This is a genomic window from Sorangium sp. So ce204, assembly GCF_051526795.1.
Classification (GTDB): domain Bacteria; phylum Myxococcota_A; class Polyangia; order Polyangiales; family Polyangiaceae; genus Sorangium; species Sorangium cellulosum_B.
Genome location: NZ_CP150317.1, coordinates 2,908,078 through 2,933,911, shown reverse-complemented (window position 1 = coordinate 2,933,911; position 25,834 = coordinate 2,908,078). Strand labels below are relative to the sequence as shown.

Genomic DNA, 25,834 nt, shown 5'->3' with positions numbered 1-25,834 from the left:
CAGGAAAGGCCCGCTATGAATTCGCCCGCCATGGCCGTTCCCGAGATCAACGAGCAGGAGTTCGAGCGCGAGGTGCTCCGCAGCGAGTTGCCCGTGCTCATCGATTTCACCGCCACCTGGTGCGGACCGTGCAAGACGGTCGCGCCGGAGGTCGACGCCATCGCGCGCGAGCTCGAAGGCAAGGCCAAGGTGGTCAAGGTCGACATCGACCGGTCGAAGCGCATCGCCACCACGCTGCGCATCCAGGCCGTCCCGACGTTCATGGTCTTTCATCGAGGCCGCCCGGTGGCCGCCGAGCAGGGCGTCCTCAACCGGAAGCAGCTCCGCGAGCTGCTCGATCCGTTCCTCCCGCGCGCCGAGGGCGCCATCCGGGCGGCCGAGCTGGCGCAGCTGATCCGGGAGGGCCAGGTGGTCCCCGTGGACACGCGCGAGACCCCCGCCTACGGCCGCGCCCACATCCCGGGCGCGGTGCACATCCCGATCGAGGAGATCGAGGGCCGGCTCGCCGAGCTCCACATGCTGGCCGGCGCGCCCGTCCTCTATTGCCGCTCCGGCGACAAGTCGAAGGACGTCGCCGCGAAGCTCGCCGAGGAGGGCGTGCCCGTCGCGTTCCTCGAGGGCGGCTTCCTCTCGTGGGAGGCCGAGGCGCTGCCGATCCAGCGCCCCGACTGACCGCTGCCGCAGGGTGGCGCTGCGCCGCTCGGCGAGCGCGGCGCCGCGCGGCAGCCCCTGCGCGGCGCGGCGTCACCCCTTGGCGGCCGACAGCGCCGCCGAGACGACCTCGCGCACCGGCACGCCGTGCGTCCTCGCCGCCGCGGCGCAATCGTCGAACTCCGGCTTGATCTGCGGCGGACCGAACGGCCCCTCGCTGATCTTCACCCGGATGGCTCCGTACGCCGTCTGCACCGTGGTGATCCGCCGCGGCCGCTCGGTGCGCGCGACAGGGATCTTCCGTAGCCCGATGCTTGTCGTCTCGCGGAGCAGCGCCGTCGCGACGGCGTCGGCCTGGGGGGCGGCCGCGAGCGCCGCGATCGTCAGGGCGGGGCGCCCTTTTTTCATGGTGATCGGCGCCGCCCAGGCGTCGAGCGCGCCCGCCGCGAACAGCGCCTCGATCGCGTGCCCTGCCACCTCGCCCGTCAGATCGTCGACGTTCGCCTCGACGATCACGTGCGACGCGCTGCCGAGGCTCTCGTCTCCCCCCGTGCGCGTCCCGAGCACGACCCGCAGCAGGTTGGGGCGGTCCGGCAGCTCGCGCTGACCGGCGCCGAAGCCGATCCGATCGGGGGCGAACGTCGGCCAGCGCTCGAACCGGGTCGCCAGCGTGGCGATGATGGCCGCGCCCGTGGGCGTGACCAGCTCGGCGTCGAGCTCGACGCCGTAGGTCGGGACGCCGCGGAGGCACGCGACCGCCGCGGGCGGCGGCAGCGGGAGGATCCCGTGCCGCGCCTTCACGAACCCGCGCCCCATGGGCAGCGGCGATCCGACGACCTCCGCCCCGATGTGCACGATCGCGGCGGCGGAGCCCACGATGTCGACGATCGCGTCGACGGCGCCGACCTCGTGGAAGTGCACGTCTTCCAGGCGGATCCGGTGCACGGCGGCCTCCGCCTCGCCGAGGCGCCGGAAGATCCGGCGCGCCAGCGCGGCGACCGGTGGATCGAGCGGCGCGGCGGCGAGCATGGCGTCGATGGATCCGTAGGTGCGCTCCGGCTGCGGCGCCTCGACGTGCACGTCGAACGAGGTCGCCACGATGCCGCTCCGATGGGCGTGCCCGCGGTGCAGGTGGAACCCATCGAGCGGCAGCGCGGCGACGGCGCGCTCGATGACGAGGAGGGGCACCCCGAGATCGAGCAGCGCGGCGATGGTCATGTCGCCCGCGATCCCGCTGAACGCGTCGAAGAACAGGACCTTGCCCGTGCCCGCGCCCTCCTCGAGGAGCGGCGCGCGCGGATGATCGTGCGCGTGCCCGTGATGGCCCCCGTGCCCGTGGTCGTGATGGCCCCCGTGCCCGTGGTCGTGATGGCCCCCGTGCGCGTGCGCGTGCGCGTGCTCGTGGTCGTGATGGTCCCCGTGCCCGTGATGGCCCCCGTGCCCGTGCCCGTGGTGGTGCTCGTCTCCGTGCGCATCCCCGTGCGCGTGGTCGTGATCGTGCCCGTGTCCCATCTCTCGCCTTCTCCGTTCCCCGGGCGCCTTCGCGGCGCGGCGCTCCCGCGGTCGCGCTCGTTCCGAGCTACTCCTTCGGCAACATGCGATGCGCCACCATCGCCGCGCCGAAGCCGCTATCGATGTTGACCACGGCGACTCCGGAGGCGCACGACGTGAGCATGGCGAAGAGCGGGGTGAAGCCGCCCAGGGCAGTGCCGTAGCCGACCGACGTCGGCACCGCGATCACCGGCGCCGCCACGAGCCCGCCGACCACGCTGGGCAGCGCGCCTTCCATGCCCGCGACAACGATCACGGCCGACGCCTTGCGCAGCTCCTCGACGCGATGGAGGAAGCGGTGCAGCCCCGCGACCCCCACGTCGTACAGCCGCTTCGCCTCGAGGCCCACGGCGCGCAGCGTCTCGATGGCCTCCTCGGCGACCGACAGATCGCTCGTGCCCGCGGTCACGACGGCGACCGCCCCGGCGGCGCGCCTCGGCGGCGGCGCGACCTCGATGCTGCCGGTCCGCGCGAGGGGCACATAGCGGAACGCGGGCAAGAGCGCCGAGACCGCCGCGCCCTTCGCGGCGTCGACCCGGGTCACGAGCACGTTCTGCCCCGCCCCCGAGATCTCCCCGGCGATCAGGGCGATCTGCTCGGGTGTCTTCCCTTCGCCGAAGATCACCTCGGGGACGCCCTGCCTGAGCGCGCGGTGGTGATCGACGGTCGCGACGCCAAGGTCCCGGAAAGGCAGCCCTCGGAGGGCATCGAGCGCCTCCTCGACGGCAAGCTCGCCGGTCCGAACGCGCTCAAGCATCTCCCGGACGAGGCGCGGCTCCATGTGCGCAGCCGCTTAGCGCGGCGGCGTTCCCAGAGCAAACGTTCCGCCCAGACTGCCAAGCCGCGCCCGGAAGAGCCCTTGTGTGGGCCGCTCGATCCGCCCTGGTCAGGAAAAGGTCCAGGCACTTTGCTCAGGAGGGGGCGACAGGACTACTTTCGGCGCCGCGTGCCCGCCTTCGTCGCTCCCCTCGTCGGCTTTGCTCTCGGTGCGCTGCTCGCCTGGTTCAGCGCTGCAGCCCCTCACCGCCTGGGCGCGCTGCGCGCGTCGGAGCCTCGACCAGCGCCGGGCACGCGCGCTCGGCCGCTCGCGCTCGTCTCCCTGTTCGCCTGCCTCGTCTTCGCGCCGGTCTGCGCGTACTTCCTCGTGTTCGCCCCTGACTGGAGCTTCGCGTACCTCGTCGACACGCGCCGCATCCCGTCCGCCGTCGACCTCGTGCTCGTCCTCGTCAATGCCGCCTCGGTGCCCGCCGGGTTCGCGGCCGCGAACCGCTTCGCCGGGAGCGCTGGCGGCAGGTGGACAGCGCAGCGCGCGGTCCGCGCGCTCGCCGTCCTCGCCGGCGCGCCGCTGTCGATCGCCCTGATCGCCGTCCTGGCCCTGTCCCGGCGGCTCGCGCTCGACGGCACCTACCGGCAGGTCGAGGGCGACTTCGGCGTCCACCCGGTCGCCGGCGGTCCGCTCGGGTATGCGCTCCTCTGGATGTACACCATGCTGGCCGCCGGCTTCGCGGTCACCGTGAGCGCCCTGCTCCGGCGCGAGCCCGCGGGCGGCGCGCCGAAGGCCGAGCCCTCCCCCGGCGCGCGCCCCCGCGCCGTCCCGAGTAAGCCAGCGCCTGAGGTCGTTCCGCCCCGGCCCGCCTCGAGCCGCCCCCAGCGGCGGCTCGGCGTCGGCAGCGGCGGGCGCTCCAACCGGCCGGGCTGAGACGCCCCTCGTGCGCGCGGGGCCGAGACGCCCCTGGTGCGCGCGGGGGAGACGACCGCGGCACCGCGTTGACGGAGCCAGCCCGCTCCACCACCCTGTCGCCCCATGTCCGAACGAGCCCGCGTGGAGCAGCAGGTCGAGGAACTCATGGAGCTCGCCGAGCAGGTGGTGACGCGCGCCAGGAAGGGCGGCGCCGACGTCGCGGAGGCGATCGCCCGCTCCGGCTCCGAGCTCACCACCAAGGTGCGCCTCGGCGAGCCCGAGCTCGTCGAGGAGGCCGTCCACAAGGGCCTCGGCATGCGGATCATCAAGAAGCAGCGCGTCGCGCTGACCTCGACGTCCGATCTCACGCCCCGCGGCATCGATCGCTTCGTGGCGGACGCGCTCGAGCTCGCCGACATCTCCCAGGAGGACGCGTTCGCCGGCCCCGCCGATCCGGAGCTCATCGCCAAGGGGCCGTTCCCCGCGCTCGATCTCTACGATCCCTCGGGCGGCGAGGTCACGGCCGCGCAGGCGATCGACATCGCGCGCCGAGGCGAGCAGGCCGCGCGCGACGCCGACCCGCGGATCACGAACAGCGAGGGCGCGACGTTCTCGCGGAGCGCGGGCGCCTTCGCCCTCGTCCTGTCCGGCGGGTTCCGCGGCGGCTTCGCCGGCTCGTACGCGCAGCTCGTTGTCTCCCCGATCGCGGACGACAGCGGCGACAAGAAGCGCCGCGGCTTCTACTTCACCGGCCGGCGCCACCTCGCCGACCTGGACGCCCCGGACGCCGTGGGCCGCGAGGCGGCGCGCCGGACGCTGCGCAAGCTCGGCGCCCGCAAGGTGGCGACCTGCGAGGCGCCCGTCGTCTTCGACCCGGACGTCGCCCGGTCGATGCTCGGGTTGCTCGGCTCCTGCATCATGGGCAGCTCGGTCTGGCGCAAGTCGAGCTACCTCGTCGGCCGCGAGGGGACACGCATCGCCAGCGATCTCATCACGGTCGTCGACGACCCGCTGATCCCGCGCGCGCCCGGCTCGCGCCCGTTCGACGGCGAGGGCCTCCTCGCCCGGCGCAACGTCGTGGTCGAGCAAGGCATCCTGAAGACCTACCTCTGCGACAGCTACAGCGGCCGGAAGCTCAAGCGCCCGCCGACCGCCAGCGCCTCGCGCGGCGCTGGCGGCGGCGTCGGGCCGTCCACGTCGAACTTCCTCCTCCAGCCCACCTCCACGCCGGCGGCGGAGATCGTGCGTTCCACGCCGCGCGGGCTGTACGTCACCGAGATGATGGGCTTCGGCTTCAACGCCGTGACCGGCGACTTTTCCCGGGGCGCGTCCGGCTTCTGGATCGAGAATGGAGAGCTCGCCTACCCAGTGAGCGAGGTAACCATCTCGCTGAACCTTGACGAGCTCTTGCAGCGGATCGACGCCGTCGGGGACGATCTGGATCTCCGGACGTCAACGTGCTCACCGACGTTCCGGGTCTCCTCCATGACCATCGCTGGAAGCTGAAGCGCCTCCGTCCGAGGAGCCTTGCTCCTCGGGCGTGTCTTCTTCCAGGAGACGCCGAAGCGGACTCGACAGCGGGGTTGCGAGCGACCCATCAACCGGCCCCGGGTTGTGCTGCAGGAGGGGGTTCTGACCTCAGCGGCTCGCTCTGCAGTGCTGCAGTGCTGCGGCTCCTGGCGGAGCCTCCTCGGGCGCGACCGGCCGTCCTAGCCCAGCCTCTTCTGCTGGGCGTAGGACGGCCGGGGCCCTGGCTCAGCGCGAGGACCCGCCTGCGGCGAGGCTCCGCGGCGGCTCTTCCGACGCCGGACCGCTCGCCGCCTGGAGGGGCGTCGCCGCCTGCGCGGCCGCTTCGGGCACGAGGAAGCCCTTCAGCTGCTGCGCGTCGCTCCGGCCGATCCGGCCGACGAACGACGGCAGGCTGATCGGCTCATCCGACAAGGCGACGAAGGTCCCCTGCGAGTTCGCTCGATGGAGCGCCTCGAAGAGGGAGGGGACGTCCACGTCGCTGGACACCGCCCGCACGTCGACGATGTACACGTCCGCGGGGTCCGCCCCCGCGAAGATCAGCGCGTCATACGGGTGGCTCGCGTGCCGGATGGGCACGCCTTCCCCGAGGGCTCGCGCCACGTGGGCCATCGTATCCTTGGTGCCGATGGCCATCATCGACTTGGAGGTCGCCTTGGCGAGCTCCCGGGGCACCGAATAGCCCCATGCACGGAGGAACTCAGCCACGTCCGCAGCCTTGAAGCGCAAGTGTCTCCCCGGCGTACGGAAATGGGCAATCCTCCCCCGATCTACCCAGTTGTGGATTGTCTTCAAGTCGACCTCGCACAAGGCTGCGAGGTCCGATGCCGTCAACAGCTTTTCACGAACACCAGCCATCGCCGAACTCCACGCGAAAGGCACCTGCCGCACAGCTCGCGTTCACAGCGCGGCAGCGTCTCCTCAGGTGGCGGCCCCCCCACCCGTCTGTCTACTCGATTGAAACCTAGCTCTCATAGACGGGTCCGTCACCCGCTTTGCTCGAATTTTCTCAGCCCCATGGCGAGTTCGCCCCGCGCGGAGGCAAACTCCCCATCCTTCAGGGGATCTCCTGGTTCATTATGTTCACGCGACCGGGCGTCGGCCAGCTGGTCGCGAAAGAGCCAGCCGAGCCGTCTGGAGCGCGCGGAGCGACGCGGGCCAGGCTCATTCCCGGCTTTGGCACGGGCGCGGCGGGCGACCTGGACAAGACAGCACCTCCTCGATCCTTCAATTTGAGCGGTTCTCCCGAGTTCGACAGCCCGTGGCTGCCAAGTTTGGGGACGCGGAGAAGAAGCGTCTCGGGAGGAGGCGGAGGATCGAGCTCATCATCAGGAACGTAGTCCTCGTTGACGACCAGAGCGTACGCGCCGGGCATGAACGAAATAGGGGGCAATTCGGTCTCGCCACCCACATCGGCGAGTACGACCCCTGTGAGCTCAGCAGGGACGTCACCGTCATTGTAGAGCTCGACCCACTCCTGCCCTGGCTCTGGCCCGACAGGGTTCGCCAGCACCTCGTTGATGATCACATGGGGCATGGGCGCGAGCGTCATGGCCGAGAACGTCCGGCGCTCCACGACCCCGGCGTTGTCGATGGTCGCAAGGACGAGCTCCACGGGGCTCAAGGGCGGCAGGGGAGCGAGGACGAACGGCTCGCCCGGCGGTACCGCGAGCACTTCGTCGAACCCCGCGCCCGCGATCGCCCAGAGCAGCGGCGCATCCGCCGAACGAACGAGGATCCGATCGTCGGCGACCCGAGCACAGCCCGGCCCGAGCGCGAGCTCGTCCGGCGCACACGCCGCCGCGATGGCGGGAAGCGGATCCGATTCCATCATGAACGGACGTGGATCGAGGCTCACTGCCGCCGGCTCGCCCGGGAGCGCGGCGGGAGGCCCCACGAGGCGCACGCCGTCGGCCTCGGGCGGCGCCGTGGCGGTTGGCTCCCCTTCGAAGCGCAGGCAGCGCGCGCCGATGTCATCGACGGCGCCGCGGCGCAGCTCGCCCGCCGGTCCGCCAGGCGCGAGCGTCGCCGCAGCGACCACCTCCGGGAGGGGCGCGTCACCACACCACACCCCCAGGCCGAGGGTCGCGCCGGCCTCGGGCGGCGGCCAGAGCCGTGAAAGCACGGGCGGCGAGCCCGCCGTGGCGATCTGGATGTGGTGCGAGAACACAGGGCTGCCGCTCGCGATGGCGTAGGTCTCCCCGGGGGCGAGCGGGGCGAGCGGCGCCACGGTCAGCGAGAGGTCGCCAGGGGGAGTCCCGTTCAGCCAGGCGATCGAGGGGACGACGCGCTCCGACAGCGCCGTCGACAGCTCGCCTCGCTCTATCTGCCGGAGGTGCGCCGCGCTGAGCTTGCCGCGGACGACCAGCGCACGGGCGGGATCGACGCTCCCGAGCGCGGCGCCGGGGAGGAGCACGCGCGCCCGCAGCACCGGAGGCGCGGCGTCCAGCGGCGCGGCGGGCTCGATCTGGAGCTCGGGGCTCGGGTCTGCGGGGCCGGCGACCTCGGCGTCCTCTTCGTGACCGCCTTCATCGAGCTGCGGGGGGACGACGAGCTCCGGCGCGCAGGACAGGGGGGAGGCCACGAGCGGCGCGAGCGCGAGCGGCAGCGCGCGGAGCGCGCGGGGAGTCCACGAGGGGCGAATCGGGCAACGATGGGTCATGACGCGGAGTTCGGCGGGAGCTCGCTGCCGGTTGCTCGACGTCGCTTTCTTTTTTCGAGGCCGCTACCCTCGCCCCGCATGGCCCCCGAGGACATCAAGAAGCTCCGGCAGGAGCTCGGCTGCACGGCCCGCGAGCTCGCCGGAGCGCTGGGCATCGAGCAGGAGACCGTGCTCGCGTGGGAGCACGGAGATCTCTTTCCCACGAAGCGCTTCGTGGGAATGATGGAGGAGCTGCGACGAAAAGGTCCGGAGGCGATCCCCCGCAAGAAGAGGAGACAGGTCGCCGCCTCGCCGCTCCAGGTGCTCGCCGATCCCGAGCTCTGGCGGCTCTTCCGCAAGCTCCTCGCCCACCCCGAGCTGAGGAGCGCCGCAACGAAGCTGGCCGAGGCCTATCCGGATCCGACGGATGCTCCACCGCCGTGAGCAACGGGGCGACGCGCTGGACGTTCAGACAAGGGCGAACGTTCAGTCCTCGTCGTCTTCGTCATCCTCATCTTCGTCGTCCTCGTCCTCGTCCTCGTCCTCGTCCTCGTCTTCGTCGTCCTCGTCCTCGTCGTCCTCGTCGCCTTCGTCTTCGTCTGCGTCCTCGTCGTCTTCGTCGTCCTCCTCGTCCTCGTCCTCGTCGTCCTCGTCGTCCTCGTCGTCCTCGTCGTCCTCGTCGTCTTCGTCGTCTTCGTCGTCCTCGTCGTCCTCGTCGCGCCGTTCCTCCGCGACGTCGTTGGCCTGCTGGAAAGCGTCCTTTTCAGCAGGCTCACCAAGCGCTGCGTCCGCTCCCACGACAGAGATCTCCTCAGACATTTCGTCTTCCCTTGCTTCCATCGTGACCTCTCCCTCCCGCGGCGCAGCAGACGACGCGCCGACGTCTTCCGATAGGTTCTCGCCCCCACTGGCGACGCTCGTCCGGAGCGATCCCTCCGCGCCGGCGAAGCTCTCCTGTCCCGGTGTCACCACCCCCGTCTCGGGCGGCTCTTCGCCGAGCTCACGCTCATAGGCACGGCGCGACTCCTCGGTCAGCTCGGTGAACTCGCGCAGGGTGGGCAGCTCGCCGAGCGCCTTCAGGCCGAAGAACTCGAGGAACTGCGCCGTCGTGCCGTACAGCATCGGGCGCCCAGGCTCGTCCTTCTTGCCCAGGATCCTCACGAGGTCACGCTCCAGGAGCGACTTGAGCGCCGCGCCGGAATCCACACCGCGGATCTCGTCGATCTCGGGCCTCGTGATCGGTTGCCGGTACGCGACGATCGCGAGCGTCTCGGTCTGGGCGCGAGACATCTTGACCGGCTTCTGCTCTGTCACCTCGCGAACGAAGGGCGCAAATGCGGGGCTCGTTCGAAAGACGTACCCTCCGGCGACCTCGTCCAGACGAAATCCTCGTCCGTCGTACTCCGCGACGAGCTCGGCCAGCAACTCTCGCACGACGCGGTGCTCTGCGTTCGCCGAACGCGCGAGATCACGGGCCGGCACCGGTCGCTCCGCCACGAAGATGAGCGCTTCCAACACTCCCTTCAGGTGCTTGCGCGCGACGGCAGAGAGCCCGGGCGCCGTGGTTGCGCTCCGGACAGGAACGTCGGCGCGGCGCGCCGGATGACCGAGCTGGTCCCATGCGCCAGCGCGGAAGCGAGCGACCGGATCTTGCCGTGTCCCTTTCGGTGCACGCGGCTCCTTCTTCCCGCCCCTCGGCTTCTTCGTTCCGCCGAGCCATGCGTGCGCCGCCGCCCTCAGCCGCGCCGGCGTGGCCTGCGCGCCTGCCTTCGCCGGCGTGCCCTGCCCTGCCGTCTTCGGCGCGCGCGGCTCCTTCTTCCCGCCCCTCGGCTTCTTCGTTCCGCCGAGCCACGCGTACGCCGCCGCCCTCAGCCGCGCCGGCGTGGCCTGCGCGCCTGCCTTCGCCGGCGTGCCCTGCCCTGCCGTCTTCGGCGCGCGCGGCTCCTTCTTTCCGCCCCTCGGCCGCTTCGTTTCGCCGAGCCATGCGTGCGCCGCTGCCCGCAGCCGCGCCGACGCGCCCTGACCTGTCGTCGTCTTCGCTATGCGCCGCCGCTTCGCCGCGGCATCAGCCACCGTCACGGCCACTCCCTGCGTCTACCTCATCCACCTCTGCCGGCGGCGCTGCGAAGTCCTCTGCGGTCGAGTGCGCGTTCGGGCCCACAACCGCATCGCCGCGCTCCGCCTCTTCCGGCGCCGGACCGGCATCGGCTTCCATCGCGTCCACCAAAGGCTCGCCCCCTGCGACGTCGTGCGCACGGCTCGTCTCCTCCGCCGTCCCAGGAAGCTCCGTCCCCGATGCTTCGCCGCTCGATTCCTCGGCTGGCTCGGCCAGCTCCGGGCCCGTCGGTTCGCCGGTCGGTGGCTCCACGGGCTCCGCCAGCTCCGCGTCACCCGCCTCGACATTCCTCTCTTCCACGGGCTCGACCAGCTCCGACCACGCCGGTTCGCTGCTCGACGCCTCCGCTGCTTCCGCGGGCTCCGGTTCTGCCTCCGCGACGCTGGCGTCCTCCACCTGCTCCACAGGCTCGGCCGGCTCCGACCACGCCGGTTCGCCGCTCGACGCCTCCCCTGCTTCCACGGGCTCCGGTTCTGCCTCCGCGACGCTGGCGCCCTCCACCTGCTCCTCGACCAGCTCCAGGCTCTCCGGTGCGCCGCTCGGCGCCCCCGCGAGCTCCGCTTCCGACAGTTCTTCGCGCGCCTGCTCGACCGGCTCGACGAGCTCCGGCCCAGCCGGCTCGCTTCGCCCCACCTCGACGGCCTCCGCGACCTCGCCCTCGGCGGCAGCCGGCGGTGCTCCTGCCTCCTCGCTCCCCGCCGTCTCGATCGGCTCCGCCGCCGGCGCGACGTCCTCGAATCCGTCATCCGCCACCGGCGCGCCATCGGCTACCGCGAGCTGGATGTGAATGGGCGCCAGCGAGTCCGTCTGATGGACCCGGATGAGCCTCAGCTTGCACATCTCGAGCACGGCCAGGAACGTGATGACGACCTCGAAGCGAGGGATCACTCCCCCCTTCGAGACGCTGTCGAGCAGCAGATCCTCGAACCGCATGGCGCGCCGCGCGGAGAGCTTCTCCGTGAGCTCGACGATGCGATCCGTGATGCTGATGCGATCGAAGACGACCTCATGATCAATCTGGACGTTCGTCCGCTTCAGCACGCGCTCGAACGCGTCCAGCAGGCTGAAGATGGCCGTCTGCGCGAACGGAGCCGGGCCCTTCGGCACCTCGCTCTCGCTCATGCCGCGCGTGAACACGTCGCGCCCGAGCGTCCCGCGCTCGGCCAGGTCGGCCGCGGCGACCTTGTACTTCTGGTACTCCAGGAGCCGCCGGACGAGCTCCTCCCGCGGATCCTCCTCCTCACCCGGCATCCCGTCGTCGTCCTGCCCCGCAGGCACGCTCGGCAGGAGCATCTTCGACTTGATGTGCGTCAGCGTCGCCGCCATCACGAGGTACTCGCTCGCGAGGTCGATCGAGAGCGAGCGCATGATCTTCAGGTACTCGAGGTATTTTTCCGTGACGAAGCTCACGGGGATGTCGAGGATGTCGAGCTCGTGCTGCTGGATGAGGTGCAGCAGCAGGTCGAGCGGCCCCTCGAACGTGGGGAGCGTGACGACGTACTCGCCCTCGCGCGGCCCCGCATCGGCCGCCGGCGAGGCGACTTCCCGGGGCGGCGAGGCGGCCTCCCGGGCCGGCGAGGCGGCGGCCTGGCGCGCGGCGGGCGCAGGGGTGGCACCCGCGTTGCCGCGCCCTTTCCCGCTGCGCGCCCGTGCTGCGCCCGCCTTGGAACCGCTCACGCCGCGACCGTAGTCGCAAGGCGCCGGTCGGTCCACGTCCGAGCGTCCTCGGGCGCCGCGGCGCGCCGAAACGCCGCTCCGTCCGAGAATTTATGGCGGGAGCGGTGCTAGGATCAGCGCCGTCGATGGAGCCGTCCACCGCGAAGAGCTGCCCCTCGTGCGGCGAGCGCTACGACGCGGGCGTTCTCTACTGCCCGCGCGACGGCACCCCGCTCGCGAGCTCGCGCAAGAGCCCCACGTTCGGCGCCGCGGAGCGCGACCCGTACGTGGGCATCACGCTCGGGGGGCAGATCCAGACGCGCCACCTCATCGGCATCGGCTCGATGGGCCGCGTCTACCGCGCTTTCCAGGCCGGGATCGAGCGCGACGTGGCCGTGAAGATCCTCCACCGCGAGCTCAGCGGCAACGCCGAGCTCGTGAGCCGCTTCCACCGCGAGGCCAAGATCTCGAGCCGGCTCGTCCACCCGAACGTCGTCCAGGTCCTCATGACCGGGAGCGTGCCCCCCACCGCCGACCCCCGGATCGGCGGGGAACTCTACCTCGTCATGGAGCACCTCGACGGCATCTCGCTGCTCTCCGCGCTCGCCGCGGCAGGGGCAGGCGGCGAGAGCGAGGCGCTGCCGCTCCCGAGGGCGCTCCACATCGCCCTCCAGGTGTGCGACGCGGTCGGCGAGGCGCACGCGCAGGGCATCGTCCACCGGGATCTCAAGCCCGAGAACATCATGCTCGTCCGCCGCGGCGAGGACCCGGATTACGTGAAGGTGCTCGACTTCGGCATCGCCCGCCTCGACTGGGCCGACAAAGCGATGACCACCCAGGCGGGGCTCATCTTCGGCACCGCCAAGTACATCTCGCCCGAAGGCGCCGAAGGGCAGCGGGTCGGTCCGCCGGCGGACGTCTACTCCATCGCGACGATGCTGTACCAGTGCCTCGCGGGGCGCGCCCCGTTCGAGGGCGACTCGCCCGTCGCGCTCCTGGTCCAGCACACGCACGCCCCGCCGGCGGACCTGCGCAGCATCGCGCGCTCCAGCTACGTGCCCGAGCCCATCGCGCGGATCGTGATGCAGAACCTCGCCAAGAAGCCCTCGGACCGGGCCCCCGACGCGCGCGCCCTCGGCCGCGATCTCGCCCTCGCCGTCCGGGCGAGCGGGCTCGACCCCGATGAGATCGCCGCCCAGCCCGGGCTCCTGCGCGCCAGCGCGGTCATGAAGCTGGCCTCGAAGTCGCGCACCAAATCGCTCGATCTCTCCCCCGCGCTCGCCGCCCAGATCGGCGGCATCGCCGCGCCGACGCTCGAGAGCGCCCACATCGGCGACCTCGATCCCCGCCTCCCGGGGGGCGAGGCAGCGCGCTACAGCGACCCCGCGTCGCACCGCCGCGAGAGCGACCCCGCGTCGCACCGCCGCGAGGAGGAGCGCTCCTCCTCCAGCGGCGTCGAGCGCGCTTCGTCGAGCTCGATGAGCTCGGCGCCCTCCTGGACCACGCCGCTCGCAGCGCCGTCCCAGGCCGAGCGGCCTTCGAGCGGCGCGCGGCTCGGCGGCGCGTTCGCCGAACCGGCGGAGCGGCTCGACGCCGGAGCGCGCGCATCGTGGAGCGCCGCTCGCCACGGCGGCGCGGCGGACGAGCCCGCGCGCACGGCGATCGGCCTCGGCATCGATCCCATGCGCGACGCCGCGCCCGTCCCGTCGACCATGCAAGGCGTCGAGTCCGCGGCGCGGCCGCTCCCCCGTCGGGCGATGATCGCGCGCGCGACCGCCCTGCTCGCGTGCGCCAGCGCGGTGGGGTTCGTCGTGTTCCTCGGCGGGCGGCACCTCGGCGCCTTCGGGGGGCCGGCCGCGCGCGACACCCTCGAAGCGCACATCGAGCGCGCGCGCGACTGCATGGGCAGGCACGCCTGGGACACCCCGCCCCGCGAGAACGTCAAGGAGATCGTCGCGCAGGCGCTCGCGCGGTGGCCGGGAGACGCGCGCCTCGCCGAGCTCCGCCGCGAGTCGTCCGAGCGCATCGTCGCCGACGCCCTCGGGCGGAAATACGCGGGCGACAAGGCCGGCGCCATCCGGCTGGCGAAGCTCGCGCTCGAGCTGCAGCCGGCGCTCACCACCGCCCAGCACCTCGTCGCCGAGCTCTCCGGCGGCCCGCCGGGCGCCGCCCCGGCGCCGCCCCCTCAGGTCGCTCCACAGAGCTCGGGGCCACCGGCCGCAGGCCCCGACCGCAGGCCTGCGCCGCGCCGCCCCGCGCCGGCCGAGGTCCGCGGCGCGCCCCAGGGCCAGCCGCCCGCGCCCGCCCCCCGGGGCGCGCCGGCCCCGTCTCCGACGCCGGGCGCCGCGGGCTCGCTCGGCACAGGCGCCGCCTCGCCGCCGGCCAGCGCCGCACCTGCGCCGATCCTTCCGCCCTCGCCGCCGCCGCTGCCCACGGACGCCGCCTCGCCGCTCCCCTCGTCGACGGGTCCTTGGTTATAATCCAGAGAAGGTGAGTCCAGGCGGCCGGTACCCGACGTCGCAAGCGCCCGCCAACGCCCGCGCCGGGCAGGGCGGCGGGGCAGCGCTTGCGGGGCGTGGCAGCGCGCGAGCGGCGAGCGCGCGCTCGCGCAGCGCCGCGTGCGCCGCCGCGCTCGCCGCGCTCCTGATCTCCGCCCCCGGCCGCGCCGACGAGAGCAGGGCCGCCCGCCGCGCCGTCGCCGCGCGCGAGCGCGGTTTCCCCTACACCATGGTGGAGGTGAGCAGCGGCGTGATGACGCTCCCGGGCGCCGACGTCTGCCCCGTGTCGCTGTCTCCGGGCGCCTGCGAGCAGGGCGAGACGAGCGTCTCCCTCGGCATCCACAACCTCTACCGCTTTCGCGACATCGGCTTCGGCGCAGGCATCTTCTGGGCGGCGACGCTGACCTCCGACGCCGCGCGCGGCGCGCGCAGCCTCCAGCGCGATCACGCGCGCAGCTACTTCATGCTCGACGGGCTGTTTCGCTACTACGCCCTCCGCATCCGCAGCTCGGAGTGGTGGGCGGGCGTGACGGTCGGCGGCGTCGTCGTCAACGACTCGTGGTCGGTCGAGGCCGATCGCAACCCGTACTCGGACACGGCGTACGTCGGGCCCAGGGCGGCGACGATCGGCACCGAAGGTGTCGCCGCGGGGCTCGCGATCGGCGGCGACTGGGCCTTCGCCGACAACTGGAGCGTCGGGAGCCACATCCGCTACTCGAGCTGGTTCCTCCCCGAGCAGCGCAAGGTCTCCCCGACCGGCGATCTCGCCTCGCTCTCCGAGCGCGTCGACATGTTCAACATCGGCGTCCTGATCGCGTACCGCCTGGCGCTCTGACGCCGCCCGAGGCGCCGCCCGCGGCGCCTCGCGCCCTGACGCCGCGCCCCGCTCGGCGGGCGGCAGTTGACGCGACATCGCCAGGTCGGTACGCCTGCCCGGCCGTTTCCATCCTGCGAGGAGCCCCCGATGCCGCTGAATCTCTCGAAGGTCGGCTACACGACCCAGCCCAGCGCGTTCACCTTCAACTGGAAGACCCTGGCCACCTACGCGCTCGGGATCGGCGCCAAGCGCGAGGAGCTCGAGTACCTGTACGAGGGCGCGCCGGGGGGCATGAAGGTCTACCCCACGTTCGGCGTGATCCCCTCCCAGGGGACCGTGTTCGAGGCGCTCGAGGTGGCCGGGGCCGAGCTGGCGCTCATCGTCCACGGAGGGCAGACGCTCCGGGTGCACCGCCCGATCCCGACGAGCGGGACGCTGTTCACGACCGCCACGCTGGCGGGCATCTACGACCTCAAGAAGTTCGCGCAGGTGATCGTCGAGACGAAGACAACGCTCGACGACGAGCCGCTCTTCGACACGGTGTGGTCGATCATCGTGCGCGGCGTCGGCGGCTTCGGCGGGCCGCGCCCGCCGCACGCCGAGTCGGAGGCCCCCGTGCCGAAGGACCGCGAGCCCGACTGGGTCGTCGAGCAGGCGACGGCGCCCGAGCAGGCGCTGCTGTACCGGCTCTCGGGCGACGAGAACCCGCTGCACGCCGATCCGGAGGTCGCGGCGAAGGCGAGCTTCACGCAGGGCCCCATCCTGCACGGCCTCTGCACGTACGGCTTCGCGGCGCGCGCGATCATCCAGAAGGCCGCGGGCGGCGACGCGAGCCGGCTGCGGGCGTACGGCGCGCAGTTCCGCAAGCCGGTGTGGCCGGGCGACACCCTCATCACGCGGGGCTGGGCGCTCGACGGCGGCAAGGTCGCGGTGGTCACCTCTGTCAAAGATCGCCCCGATCCGGTGCTCACGAGCGCGTGGGCGGAGATCGGCTGACGGCCGGCGTGGTCGCGTGCTAAGGGCCGAGGCCCGGATCAGGGAAGCGTTATGAGCAAGACGAGCGAGAAGGACAGGGCCAAGGACGACGAGGACCTCGACGAGGCCGGGTCGACCGACGAAGGCAACGACGACGACGGCGAGGAGGAAGAGGCGAAGGCCACCGCGGCCCGCGGCCGTGGACACGGCCACGCGCACGACGACGACGACGACGCGGAGGACGACGGCGCCGAGCCTGAAGATCCGTACTGGTGGGCGCCGCACGCCGTGCTCAGCGCGCTCGTGCTGATCGGGCTCCTCGGCTTCTTCGGCATGTTCAACAAGACCCCGCTCGCCCGCCTCGCGGCCCCCGTCGCCCCGGAGCCCGACGAGCACGAGCACGCCACCGCCGCCGCTCCGCCGCCCGCTCCCACGCCCCGCCCCCGCCCGGCGCAGTCGGCGCAGGCGCCGAGGGAGATGTTCGGCGCGAAGCACCTGCTCGTCATGTACAAGGGGAGCCGCCGGGCGCCCCCGACCATCGAGCGCACGAAGGACGAAGCCAAGGCCCGCGCGACCGAGGCCATGACGAAGGCCAAGGCCGATCCGGGCAAGTTCGCGGACGTCGTGAAGGAGTACTCGGACGAGCCGGGGGCGGACAAGCGCGGCGGGGACCTCGGCAAGTTCCCGAAGGGCGCGATGGTCCCGGAGTTCCAGGCGGGCCTCGAGAAGATCAAGGTCGGCCAGGTGAGCGACCTCGTCGAGACGGCGTTCGGCTACCACGTCATCCTCCGCACGCAGTGAGCGCGCGGCGCCGCCGGGGCCGCGCGCTCACTGCGTCGCGAGCCCCGGGCGGCTCGACCCTTCCCGCCGCGGTCAGCGCGCCGGCGCGCTGACGAGCTTCTTCAGCCTCGCCGTCTTCTCTTCCTTGGTCAGCGTCAGCTTGGCGTGCTCGTCGGCCGTCATGCCGTTGCGGAGCACGCGGGCCTCGTCGCCGATGCCGTAGACGGTCTTGTCGGCGCGCGCGAACACCCACTCGGTCGCGGAGCCCTCGCCGTCCTTGTTCATGAGGCGCACCGAGCCGTCGCCGATGCCCTTCTCTCTGGCCGCGCCCGGCAGCTTCGCCAGCGTCGACAGCACGTCCTTGGCCTGGTCGACGTCGTCACGCACGATCGCGACCACCCGGTAGCGCTTGTCGACCTCCTTGTAGTAACCGAACGCGCCGGGCCCGGCGCCATCCACCCCGAGCACGTCCTTGGTCTCGTAGCGGATCCCGAGCGGGATCATGTTGTCCCTGGGCAGCGCCATCGCGGCAGGCGGCAGCGACGGCTCGCCGGGCAGCTTCGCGCCCATCTCCTTCACGAGCCCAGGCAGGACCTTCTCGCTCGACGACTTGAGCGCCGCCTCGGCCAGCGCCTCGTCGTTGTAGGTGATCTCGGCGAGGTACTGCCCGCGCCAGAGGTACGCGTTCCCGACCCCCATCGCGGCCGCGCCGCCCCCCTCGATCGCGCGGGGCGTCGCCTCGTCGGCGGGGTCGCCGTCGCCCACGGTGCGCTTCGTGAACATCCCGTAAGCGCCCTCCGTGGATCCGAATTTTGAGAGGTGGACGTCGACGGTCGCGGAGCCGCCCTCGCCGCTCACGTACCGCGCCTCGACCACCCGCCGCACGCCGAATCCCTTGTAGATCTCGCACTCCCCGTCGAACATGTCGCAGATGCTGTCGAGCGGCAGGGGCGCCGATTCGCCGAACGTCTTCTCCCCGCCGTTCGGGTCGAGGCAGAACCCGCCCGTCGTGCGCGGGAAGAACGGCGCGCTCGCCGCGTCGCCGATCGTCCCCCCGCCGCCGGCGCAGGCGGCCGGCTTCGCGGCCGGCGGAGGCGGCGGCGGCGCGCCGAGGCGCTCTTCCTTCTTGCTGCAGCCCGAAGACAGCGCGGCCACGAGCGCGCCGGCGAGCAGCGCGCAGCGCCACGCCCGGGAGCGCATCGGCCTCCCGGGGCACGCGCGCGTCGCGCCCGTCGCGCGCGTCGCAGCTGACACGCTGTGGTCCAATGGGCCTCTCGGTGAACACCTTTCGGGCGGGAATCGCATGGCCCGTTCGCCTTGCACCTTTTTTCATAGCGCCGCAATCGTTAGCGCCCGCGGCGAATCGCTTTGAGAGATTCACCATGAAGTTCAATGACTTAGCGCCGACCGCCGAGGGCATGCAGCTTGCCTTTGCCGGTCCTTTGGTGCGCCCTCCCTCCTGTTCGCGACCTCCTCCTCGTGATTCCGATCGACCGCGGGCCTGCGCTCCGGGGCAGCGCGCGCTGCGCCGCCGTGGCGCGCGCGGCTTCACCCTGCCGGAGCTGCTGGCGGTGGTGGTCCTCATCGGCATCCTGGCGGCCGCGGCGTCGCCGAGCTTCGTGAGCGGCATGCGCGATCGCCGCGTGAACCGCACCGCGATGGAGATCAGCGGCATCTACCGGCTCGCGCGCTACCAGGCCATCGGGCGCGGGGCGGCGGTCCTCGTGCGGTGGACCGCCTCGACAGGCGTGTTCCAGGTGCGGCAGGCGAACGTCGACAACATCGCCGCCGGCTCGCTGATCGCGACGAGCTGCCTCAGCGTCGCCAACTGGATGGACCCGGCCCAGACCCAGCCGGTCACGACGCTCCAGACCATGGGCATCGAGCTGGCGGCGATGCAGCTGCTCGATCCCACCGGCGTGGCGCGCGGCGACGCCGACGTCTGCTTCACGCCGCGGGGGCGTACGTTCGTCCGCTACGCCCCCGCCGGGGCGTTCGCGCCGCTGCTCGGCGCGCTCCGGGTGAACGTGACCAACACAAGGACCGGCCTCCAGCGGTCGGTCTTCGTCCCGCCGAACGGCGTCGCGAGGCTCGGGCTGTGAGCGCGGCGCGCGCGAGGAGGGCGGCGAGCCGCGGCTACACGCTCATCGAGGTCATGGCGGCGCTCGGCGTGCTGGCGATCGGCGCCACCGGGGTGCTCGCGCTGCAGAAGGCGACGCTCATCAGCAACACGAACGCGCGCAACCTCACGATCGCCAACAGCATCGCCATCACCTGGGCAGAGCGGCTGCGGGTGGACGCGCTCCAGTGGAACGAGCCCATGCGGGTGCCCGACATCAGCAGCGACACCGACTGGCTCGCGCTCAGCACCACCTCCCCGTTCCCCGCGAAGGTGACCCCCACGGAGATCACCGCGCTCGGGGCGCCGGACGCCGACGTGCTCGGGGCCGACATCTACCCGGGCGACACGTCGGCGTCCGCGTTCTGCACGCACGTGCGCTTCCGCCAGTTCAACGATCCCGTGTCGGGCACGCGGATCTGGGACAGCCTCCTCCGCGCCGAGATCCGCGTCGTCTGGGAGCGCAACGGGAACCCGATCGACTGCGGGGTCGACCCGCTCGCCGTCGACACGAACCCGGGGCGCTTCGGCGCGGTCTACCTGACGACCGGCGTGCTCCGGAACACGAGCGAGGACAGGCGATGACGACGAGCCGACGCACCACCCGCCCGCGCGCGCGGGCCTCAGGACAGCGAGCCTTCACGCTCGTGGAGCTGCTCGTGGCGATGGCGGCCGGCCTCGTCGTGTCGCTGGCGGCCTTCCTGCTCTCGAAGAACGCGACGCGCTTCTTCCAGAACGAGGCGAGGGCCTCCGCCTCACACCTCGCGGCGACGCTCGGGATGAACCGGCTCACCGCGGACCTGCAGCGCGCCGCCTACCTCTCGTCGGCCAACATCCTCGCGGACCCGGAGGTCTGCCAGGTCCCGGCCGCCCCGGTCGGCCTGAGGCGCCTCGCCGGGATCTCGATCCTGCCTCAAGGGTCGGTGGACCTCCACGGGTCGGAGCTCGACCAGAGCGTCGCCAACGGGCTGAATCCGGACTCCATCATCATCGGCGGCAGCTTGAACAGCACCGAGCTGTTCGAGTTCAGGAAGATCAGCGATGAGACGGGCGACTGGGTCGTCGAGCTCAACCCGAACAGCTCCGCCGTGCAGCGCACGCTCGCGCGCGCGCAGGGCGGCGGGCAGAGCCTGACCCAGATCTTCGCGCCTCGCCGCTTCCTGCGCATCATGGTCCGCGGTCAGGAGAAGTTCCTGTATGGCGTCATCGACCAGGTCAACGTGATCGACAACCCGCCCACCCAGATCCACATCACGCTGAAGGCGGATCCCGGCCTGCCGACGCTGGTCGGGCTCGCCGATTGCGGCGTGACCCCCGGCGGCTCCACCGGCGACGGAGGATGGGTGAACGTCGTCTCCCGCGTCCGCTACGACATCCGGAGCCTCGTCAACAAGGGGACGGCCTACGACGCTCTCGTGGCGCCCATTTCGACGCAGCTCGGGACGCTCACCGGCGACAACGGCCGCACAGAGCTCGTGCGGGTCGAGCTCGACGAAGAGGATCAGGAGATCCCGGGCACGCTCGAGCTCATCGCGGAGTACGCCGTCGATCTGAAGTTCGGGATCTCCGTCGCGCAGGAGAGCACCGTCCCTGGAGTGACCAACCCGCAGATCACGCGGTATCCCATCATGGCGACCGACAACGCGCTCGTGTACGGCACCGCCGCCGCGATCGATGTCGGACCGCCCGGCACGCCGCAGCGCGTGCGGTCGGTCCAGGTCCGGCTCTCGACCCGCACCCGGGCGCCCGATCGCGACGTCGCCCTCACCGCCCCCGGGGACCCCGATGGCATGGGCCCGGATGGCCGCAGGCTCAGGTTCCTGATCCCCGGCATCGCCGCGGGCGCCAACACCTATGGGAACACGGCGCCCTCCGGATCGCCGCCGGTCTACGCCCGGATGCGCACGCTCTACGCCGACATCGCGCTCCCCAACCAGGCCTACGTCCCATGGTGAACACAAGCATCGCCCGGTCCCGACGGCGCTCCCGCGAGCGGGGCGCCGCCGTCTTCATCGTCGTGCTGGTCATCACGATGCTCACCGCGATCGGCCTGTTCGCGGCCCACGCGGCCACGCTGTCGACCATCGCCAGCGGCCACGAGCGCCGGATGACGCAGACCCACTATCTCACCGAGTACGCGATGCAGCTCGCGATCGCCGAGATCGAGCAGAAGGGAGGCCTGGAGGTGATCCCCAGGTCGACGAGCTGCTCGGTCATCACCGACGAGTGCTGGTCGCTCCTGCCGCACACGTTCGACGCGGCAGAAGAGCTCCTGGAGCCGCCCACGGCCGGCTCGCCGGAGATGCCAGGGAGCCTTGGTCGCGCCGACGTCCAGTGGATCGCCAAGGTGGAGATCACGGATAAGATAAGGCCTGCGATAGGGAACCGCGCCGGCAGCGACATGGGCGGCCCGAACCCGGTGAGCGTCGATTACTGCACGGTCACCATGAGCGCGCGGCTCATCGCCTGGCCCGACGGCTCCGCCATCGCGACGGCGGGCAGCCAGGAATCCATGTCTGTCGTTGCCGATATCCTCTGCTCGAAGTGACGAACCGGAGCGCACGATGCGAAACCTGACGAAGGTCCTTGTCACCATGAGCTCCGCGGCGACCGTCGGCCTCGTCGCGGGGCGCGCACGCGCGCAGGCGATGGATGTGGAGCCGCCGCTGCCCAACGTGCTCTTGCTCGTCGACACGTCCGGCTCGATGGAGAAGACGGTGGCGGGCGAGGACCCGGAGTGCAACCCAGGCACTCCCCCCACCTCCGAGGACCGGAAGAGCCGCTGGACGAAGCTCGTCGAGTCGCTCACGGGCCCGATCCAGGACTTCAGCTGTGTCGCGCAGCCCCGCACGAGCACCGCGTTCGTCAACGAGTTCAGCCTCGGGGGAGAGCCGCCCTACGACAGGAACTACTACATCCCGTTCCATCGCATGATCTCGGGCCACTGCACGAAGGGCCCGGGGGCGACCTACGATCTGGTGGGCGAGCATCGCTGGGACAACGCGGCCACTCCCTGTACGACGCCGTTCACGCAGCTTAACTCCGGCCTGCTCGACGTCTACCAGGACCGGATCCGGTTCGGGCTCATGACGTTCGACACGCTCCCCGACGCGAGCACCGGGCTCCTCTCCGGCGCTCCCGATCCCGTGGGCGGCATCGAGGGGATGTGGAGCTACTTCCTCGGGTTCGAGCCCGGCCCGGGACTCCCGGCGCGGGGCAACCCGCCCGCCTGCGCTCCCGCGGACATGGAGGTCGGCGCCAGGAACCCGTCCGCGCCGCTCTGGGAAGGGCCGCTCATCCCCTTCCCGACCTACACGGCGGACACCACCGAGATCCGCAGCGTGAACGAGAGCATCCAGAACGCGCTCATCGCGATGCGCCCCTACGGCGCGACGCCGCTCGCCGGGATGCTGTCGGACGCGCGCGACTTCATCCTCAACGACGCCTCGACCTGGAAGAGCCGGCCGCTCGGGCCGCGCGACGATCCGTTCATCAGCGGCGGCTGCCGCAAGACCTCGATCGTGCTCATCTCCGACGGCGAGCCGAACCTCGACCTGCGCCCGACCTGCACACAGGGGCCTGGCCCCGGCCCCGAATTGACGGGCTGTCCCTACGAGGAGCCGCACGTCCTCGCCCAGTCGCTCAACTCCCACGTCAACCCGAACCGGCGCGTGCCGACGTATGCCGTCGGGTTCGGCCTTACCACCCAGGCGCGGCAGGAGCTCGGCGATTCGAATTTCGATTGCGCGACGATCTCCAGCGCTGATTTCCTGCCCGCCGGGCGCTGCGACAACGCCGCCGGCGCGGTCAAGGCGTGCTGCACGCTCTCGCGCATCGCCATCGAGGGCGGGACCGACCGCGGCTATTTCCCGGACGACGCCAACGAGCTCTCCGCGGTCATGTCGCGGATCTTCGCGCAGATCGCCGCGAACTCGACGAGCCGCACCCTCCCCGTCTTCGCCAACGCGGCCACGACCGCGAACAACGGCAGCACCGACGCGGGGGTCGCCTACCAGTTCGCCTCCTCGTTCAGCCCGCCGCCGGACGGCTCGCTCTGGAGCGGCAACCTCGAGCGCAAGCGCTTCGTCTGCGAGCCCGTGAGCGGCGTCATGACGACGCAGCTGAAGGACATCGACCCCGGCAAGGGCGATGACTTCGCGGCCAACGTCAACTCGAACACCGGGGAGCCGCGGCGGTTCTTCACCGTGATCGGCGAGCTCGACACCACCGCGCAGCGCATCTGGTCGCGCCGGAGCATCCGTCTCCCCGACGCCACCACGGGCGCCGTCGCGACGGACGGCCTGGGCAGCTACACGGGCACGATGACCGGCAGCGGCGCGCCCGCGCAGGCGACGGCGTTCGCGACCGAGCTCTCCAGCGCGTCCCGCGCGCTCGACCTCGATCCCAGCGCGGCAGTCCCGCCGCAGTGCTCGGGCGGGCTGCAGGCGACCAACGCCGCGGACTGCGCCCGGCGCCTCATCGAGTGGGAGGTCGGCCAGCCGATGCCCTCGGGCATCGCCTCCCGCGACGGCAACGAGCTCGGCAGCATCTATCACTCCACGCCGGTCGTCGTGGGGCCGCCGAACGACTACATCCCCGACGAGTCCTACCGGGCCTTCGCGGAGCACCCCGATCAGGCGAACCGGCCGCTCGTGCTCTACACGGCGACGACCGACGGGCAGCTGCACGCCTTCCAGGTGACCGCGGCAGACGCGGACGACGAGCTCAAGGTGGACAAGGTCGAGAACAACGAGCTCTGGTCGTTCCTGCCGCCCCACGTGCTCCCCCGGCTGCTCGCGACGTTCAACCAGCAATCGCTGCTGCTCGACGGCGCGCCCGTCGTGAAGAACGTCGTCTTCGAGCGCACGTCGGCGCAGGTGAGCAGCGCCAGCGCGAAGTGGAACACCGTGCTCGTCGCCAGCGGCGGCGCGGGCGGCAGCTTCTACTACGCGCTCGACGTGACGAACCCGAAGGCGCCGAAGTTCCTCTGGCAGCTCTCCACGGACGATAGCGGCACCCCGCTGTTCGGCGAGGCGACGCCGACGCCGGCGATCGGCATGGTGGAGATGCAGGACGGCGCTCACATCAAGGAGATCGCGGTCGCCATCCTGCCCGGCGGCTCCGCCTCGCTCGACACGAGCCAGCCCGCGTGCAACCGGCAGAACGCGACGCCCCCGCTCTTCCATCCGAAGGGCACCCTGACGGTCCGCGACTCGGTCCGGTGCTGGGGCAGCGCGGGCACTGGCGGCCCCGTCGGCCCGGCGCGCTCGCTCACGATCGTCCGGCTCGACACGGGCGAGATCATCCGCACGTTCCGGGGCCGCGTCGACGAGGCCCCGGGCGGGATCGCCTCGCGGACCACGCGGGTCGACTTCGACTCGCCGATCACCGGCGTCCCCGTGCCGTTCCCGGCGGGCGTCGGCGAGGTCGCCGAGCGCATCTACGTCGGCGACGCCGACGGGACGCTCTGGCGCGTCAGCCTGACGAGCACCAACCCGGACGACTGGACCGTGGACCTCGCCTGGGACGCGTACTCGTTCCCGACCGACAGCGCGGCGAGCAGCCAGCCGATCCAGACGACGCCGATCGTGAGCACCGATCCGCTCGGCAACAAGGTCATCCTGTTCTCCACCGGCGATCAGGAGGCGTTCACGGCGAGCGCCGCCATCGAGACGCGGGTCTGGTCGATCACCGAGAAGCCGCACAACACAAGCCTCCGCTTCAGCGAGAACTGGGTCGTCCCCTTCACGGGCGGCGAGCGCGTGACCGGGCCCATCTCCCTCTTCAACGGCTGCGCGTACTTCGCGACGTTCAGGCCCGTCGCGCCCGGGACCTACGTGTGCGCGGACGGGCGCGGCGCGATCTGGGGCGTCGACTACCTGCTCGGCGACACGGACACGCCCGCGCTCCCGAACGGCTGCCTCGTCGTCGATCCGGACGCGGGTCCGGAGCGCTCCGAGCTGCAGTCGCCGGGCACGATCGTCTTCGGCGTGGCCGTGACCCAGAAGCCGACCTGCGTGGAGACGGCGGAGTACACCGATGACTACTTCGGCCAGCAGACGATCGTCCAGCACTCCACCCCGCCCGAGTACCAGCTCGTGTTCCACACCGGCGCCGCGGGCGACGCGGACGCCCAGGGGGGCGCGACGCGAACGAGCACGAGGACGCTGCAGCGGCCGCGCAAGGTCGTTAAGATCGACTCGTGGGCCACCCTCATCGAATGAAGCGAGCCAGCCTGTCGCGCGCCGCCGGCGCGCTCGCCGCGCTCGTCGCGTGCGTTTCGGCCGCGCCCGCCTGCCGCAGCGACGCCGGCGCGCCGGCGCCGGCGCCGCAGGCGAGCGAGGCCGCGGCCCCGAAGCCGCCGGTCGACCAGGCGCTGCCGGGCGAGCTCGCCGAGGGGACCGAGCAGGCGTTCGGCCTGCCCATCCCGCGCCGCATGAAGGTGCGCGCGCGCTTCACCGATGCCGTCTTCGCCGTCGGGGAAATTCCTGCCGAGCGGGTGGCGAACTACGTGCGCACGCGCGTCCTCGCCGGAAATGTCGAGACCGGGCCTGCGAAGACGATCTTCTCGCGCGCCACCGTGAAGAGCGCGCCGCAGCGGATGATCCGGATCGAGGTCGTCTCGCGCGCGCACGTCTCGGAGCTCGTCATCCGCGACGAGACCCGGGCGCCCGCGGAGCAGGGCCTGTCGGTCGAGGAGCGCTGGCGCCGCAGCGGGCTCACGCCGGCCGGCAAGGTGATCGATCCCACCCGCCTCGAGTGAGCGCGAGAGCGGCGGCCTCGACCTCCGGCGCCGCGGGGGCCGCTGCGCCAGTCGGCGCC

General features: G+C 71.9%; 22 protein-coding genes. 15 read left to right on the top strand and 7 right to left on the bottom strand.

Translation table 11 applies throughout. The annotated features are described in order from the left end of the window. Positions 1-30 precede the first annotated feature (30 nt). Positions 31-672, top strand: a complete 642-nt coding sequence (gene trxA, locus WMF22_RS11195) for a thioredoxin (RefSeq protein WP_044964524.1) — start codon at positions 31-33, stop codon at positions 670-672. A gap of 72 nt (positions 673-744) precedes the next feature. Here the strand turns inward: trxA and larC are convergent, their stop codons facing one another. Together larC and larB are read right to left on the bottom strand one after the other, a co-directional pair. Next, positions 745-2,163 (bottom strand): nickel pincer cofactor biosynthesis protein LarC, encoded by a 1,419-nt coding sequence (larC, locus tag WMF22_RS11190; RefSeq protein ID WP_438035742.1) that lies wholly within the window; start codon positions 2,161-2,163, stop codon positions 745-747. Positions 2,164-2,230: 67 nt separating this feature from the next. Next, positions 2,231-2,983 (bottom strand): nickel pincer cofactor biosynthesis protein LarB, encoded by a 753-nt coding sequence (larB, locus tag WMF22_RS11185; RefSeq protein ID WP_437299088.1) that lies wholly within the window; start codon positions 2,981-2,983, stop codon positions 2,231-2,233. Positions 2,984-3,148: 165 nt separating this feature from the next. Between larB and WMF22_RS11180 the strand changes: the two genes are divergently transcribed. Both WMF22_RS11180 and WMF22_RS11175 read left to right on the top strand, forming a co-directional pair. Beyond that, entirely contained in the window at positions 3,149-3,901 is a 753-nt protein-coding gene (locus tag WMF22_RS11180) for a hypothetical protein (RefSeq protein ID WP_438035741.1), read from the top strand. A 105-nt stretch (positions 3,902-4,006) separates the two neighbouring features. Beyond that, positions 4,007-5,389 carry a TldD/PmbA family protein gene (locus tag WMF22_RS11175; RefSeq protein WP_437299086.1) on the top strand — a complete coding sequence of 461 codons (1,383 nt, stop codon included), beginning with the start codon at positions 4,007-4,009 and terminating at the stop codon, positions 5,387-5,389. A 249-nt stretch (positions 5,390-5,638) separates the two neighbouring features. On the opposite strand, the gene WMF22_RS11170 is transcribed toward WMF22_RS11175, so the two are convergent. Beyond that, complete coding sequence (locus tag WMF22_RS11170; RefSeq protein WP_437299085.1) at positions 5,639-6,268, bottom strand: helix-turn-helix domain-containing protein; 630 nt, start codon at positions 6,266-6,268, stop codon at positions 5,639-5,641. Between the two features lie 199 nt (positions 6,269-6,467). Further along, positions 6,468-8,072, bottom strand: a complete 1,605-nt coding sequence (locus WMF22_RS11165; protein WP_438035740.1) for a lamin tail domain-containing protein — start codon at positions 8,070-8,072, stop codon at positions 6,468-6,470. A 78-nt stretch (positions 8,073-8,150) separates the two neighbouring features. On the opposite strand from WMF22_RS11165, the gene WMF22_RS11160 reads away from it, so the two are divergent. Continuing rightward, positions 8,151-8,495: a helix-turn-helix domain-containing protein gene (locus WMF22_RS11160; protein WP_044964518.1), complete on the top strand. Its 345-nt coding sequence runs from the start codon at positions 8,151-8,153 to the stop codon at positions 8,493-8,495. A gap of 42 nt (positions 8,496-8,537) precedes the next feature. Here the strand turns inward: WMF22_RS11160 and scpB are convergent, their stop codons facing one another. Next, positions 8,538-9,569: an SMC-Scp complex subunit ScpB gene (gene scpB, locus WMF22_RS11155; protein WP_438037251.1), complete on the bottom strand. Its 1,032-nt coding sequence runs from the start codon at positions 9,567-9,569 to the stop codon at positions 8,538-8,540. Between the two features lie 232 nt (positions 9,570-9,801). On the opposite strand from scpB, the gene WMF22_RS11150 reads away from it, so the two are divergent. Further along, a complete protein-coding gene (locus WMF22_RS11150) occupies positions 9,802-10,074 on the top strand; it encodes a hypothetical protein (RefSeq protein ID WP_438037358.1) in 273 nt (90 codons plus the stop codon). A gap of 42 nt (positions 10,075-10,116) precedes the next feature. Here the strand turns inward: WMF22_RS11150 and WMF22_RS11145 are convergent, their stop codons facing one another. Then, positions 10,117-11,844, bottom strand: a complete 1,728-nt coding sequence (locus WMF22_RS11145; RefSeq protein ID WP_438035739.1) for a segregation/condensation protein A — start codon at positions 11,842-11,844, stop codon at positions 10,117-10,119. A gap of 125 nt (positions 11,845-11,969) precedes the next feature. Here WMF22_RS11145 and WMF22_RS11140 point away from each other — a divergent pair, with 125 nt between their 5' ends. The 4 genes from WMF22_RS11140 to WMF22_RS11125 all read left to right on the top strand — a co-directional run bounded on the left by WMF22_RS11140 (position 11,970) and on the right by WMF22_RS11125 (position 16,914). Continuing rightward, positions 11,970-14,303, top strand: coding sequence for a serine/threonine-protein kinase (locus WMF22_RS11140; protein WP_438035738.1), 2,334 nt, complete (start codon positions 11,970-11,972; stop codon positions 14,301-14,303). A 10-nt stretch (positions 14,304-14,313) separates the two neighbouring features. Further along, positions 14,314-15,156, top strand: a complete 843-nt coding sequence (locus WMF22_RS11135; RefSeq protein ID WP_438035737.1) for a hypothetical protein — start codon at positions 14,314-14,316, stop codon at positions 15,154-15,156. 129 nt (positions 15,157-15,285) lie between these two features. After that, positions 15,286-16,134, top strand: a complete 849-nt coding sequence (locus WMF22_RS11130; RefSeq protein ID WP_437299079.1) for a MaoC/PaaZ C-terminal domain-containing protein — start codon at positions 15,286-15,288, stop codon at positions 16,132-16,134. 51 nt (positions 16,135-16,185) lie between these two features. After that, positions 16,186-16,914 (top strand): peptidylprolyl isomerase, encoded by a 729-nt coding sequence (locus tag WMF22_RS11125; RefSeq protein WP_438035736.1) that lies wholly within the window; start codon positions 16,186-16,188, stop codon positions 16,912-16,914. A 72-nt stretch (positions 16,915-16,986) separates the two neighbouring features. On the opposite strand, the gene WMF22_RS11120 is transcribed toward WMF22_RS11125, so the two are convergent. Beyond that, positions 16,987-18,147, bottom strand: coding sequence for a DUF6599 family protein (locus WMF22_RS11120; protein WP_437299077.1), 1,161 nt, complete (start codon positions 18,145-18,147; stop codon positions 16,987-16,989). Between the two features lie 11 nt (positions 18,148-18,158). On the opposite strand from WMF22_RS11120, the gene WMF22_RS11115 reads away from it, so the two are divergent. Genes WMF22_RS11115 through WMF22_RS11090 form a run of 6 tightly spaced genes read left to right on the top strand, consistent with a single transcriptional unit; the run spans position 18,159 to position 25,775 of the window. Continuing rightward, complete coding sequence (locus WMF22_RS11115; RefSeq protein ID WP_438035735.1) at positions 18,159-18,995, top strand: pilus assembly FimT family protein; 837 nt, start codon at positions 18,159-18,161, stop codon at positions 18,993-18,995. After that, positions 18,992-19,597 (top strand): type IV pilus modification PilV family protein, encoded by a 606-nt coding sequence (locus WMF22_RS11110; protein WP_438035734.1) that lies wholly within the window; start codon positions 18,992-18,994, stop codon positions 19,595-19,597. Before WMF22_RS11115 ends, WMF22_RS11110 begins: the two co-directional genes overlap by 4 nt. Then, positions 19,594-20,967 carry a PilW family protein gene (locus tag WMF22_RS11105; RefSeq protein ID WP_438035733.1) on the top strand — a complete coding sequence of 458 codons (1,374 nt, stop codon included), beginning with the start codon at positions 19,594-19,596 and terminating at the stop codon, positions 20,965-20,967. The genes WMF22_RS11110 and WMF22_RS11105 overlap by 4 nt, the downstream gene beginning before the upstream one ends. Next, positions 20,961-21,560, top strand: coding sequence for a hypothetical protein (locus WMF22_RS11100; protein WP_437299073.1), 600 nt, complete (start codon positions 20,961-20,963; stop codon positions 21,558-21,560). Before WMF22_RS11105 ends, WMF22_RS11100 begins: the two co-directional genes overlap by 7 nt. Before the next feature lie 16 nt (positions 21,561-21,576). Further along, positions 21,577-25,236, top strand: a complete 3,660-nt coding sequence (locus tag WMF22_RS11095; protein WP_438035732.1) for a hypothetical protein — start codon at positions 21,577-21,579, stop codon at positions 25,234-25,236. Continuing rightward, on the top strand, positions 25,233-25,775 hold the full coding sequence (locus WMF22_RS11090; protein WP_438035731.1) for a hypothetical protein: 543 nt from the start codon (positions 25,233-25,235) through the stop codon (positions 25,773-25,775). Before WMF22_RS11095 ends, WMF22_RS11090 begins: the two co-directional genes overlap by 4 nt. Positions 25,776-25,834 lie beyond the last annotated feature (59 nt).

Coding starts and splice junctions, on each gene's coding strand:
- trxA (WP_044964524.1), top strand. CDS start 31: ATGGCCGTTCCCGAGATCAACGAGCAGGAGTTCGAGCGCGAGGTGCTC.
- larC (WP_438035742.1), bottom strand. CDS start 2,163: ATGGGACACGGGCACGATCACGACCACGCGCACGGGGATGCGCACGGA.
- larB (WP_437299088.1), bottom strand. CDS start 2,983: ATGGAGCCGCGCCTCGTCCGGGAGATGCTTGAGCGCGTTCGGACCGGC.
- WMF22_RS11175 (WP_437299086.1), top strand. CDS start 4,007: ATGTCCGAACGAGCCCGCGTGGAGCAGCAGGTCGAGGAACTCATGGAG.
- WMF22_RS11170 (WP_437299085.1), bottom strand. CDS start 6,268: ATGGCTGGTGTTCGTGAAAAGCTGTTGACGGCATCGGACCTCGCAGCC.
- WMF22_RS11165 (WP_438035740.1), bottom strand. CDS start 8,072: ATGACCCATCGTTGCCCGATTCGCCCCTCGTGGACTCCCCGCGCGCTC.
- WMF22_RS11160 (WP_044964518.1), top strand. CDS start 8,151: ATGGCCCCCGAGGACATCAAGAAGCTCCGGCAGGAGCTCGGCTGCACG.
- WMF22_RS11140 (WP_438035738.1), top strand. CDS start 11,970: ATGGAGCCGTCCACCGCGAAGAGCTGCCCCTCGTGCGGCGAGCGCTAC.
- WMF22_RS11130 (WP_437299079.1), top strand. CDS start 15,286: ATGCCGCTGAATCTCTCGAAGGTCGGCTACACGACCCAGCCCAGCGCG.
- WMF22_RS11125 (WP_438035736.1), top strand. CDS start 16,186: ATGAGCAAGACGAGCGAGAAGGACAGGGCCAAGGACGACGAGGACCTC.
- WMF22_RS11115 (WP_438035735.1), top strand. CDS start 18,159: ATGGGCCTCTCGGTGAACACCTTTCGGGCGGGAATCGCATGGCCCGTT.
- WMF22_RS11105 (WP_438035733.1), top strand. CDS start 19,594: ATGACGACGAGCCGACGCACCACCCGCCCGCGCGCGCGGGCCTCAGGA.
- WMF22_RS11100 (WP_437299073.1), top strand. CDS start 20,961: ATGGTGAACACAAGCATCGCCCGGTCCCGACGGCGCTCCCGCGAGCGG.
- WMF22_RS11095 (WP_438035732.1), top strand. CDS start 21,577: ATGCGAAACCTGACGAAGGTCCTTGTCACCATGAGCTCCGCGGCGACC.
- WMF22_RS11090 (WP_438035731.1), top strand. CDS start 25,233: ATGAAGCGAGCCAGCCTGTCGCGCGCCGCCGGCGCGCTCGCCGCGCTC.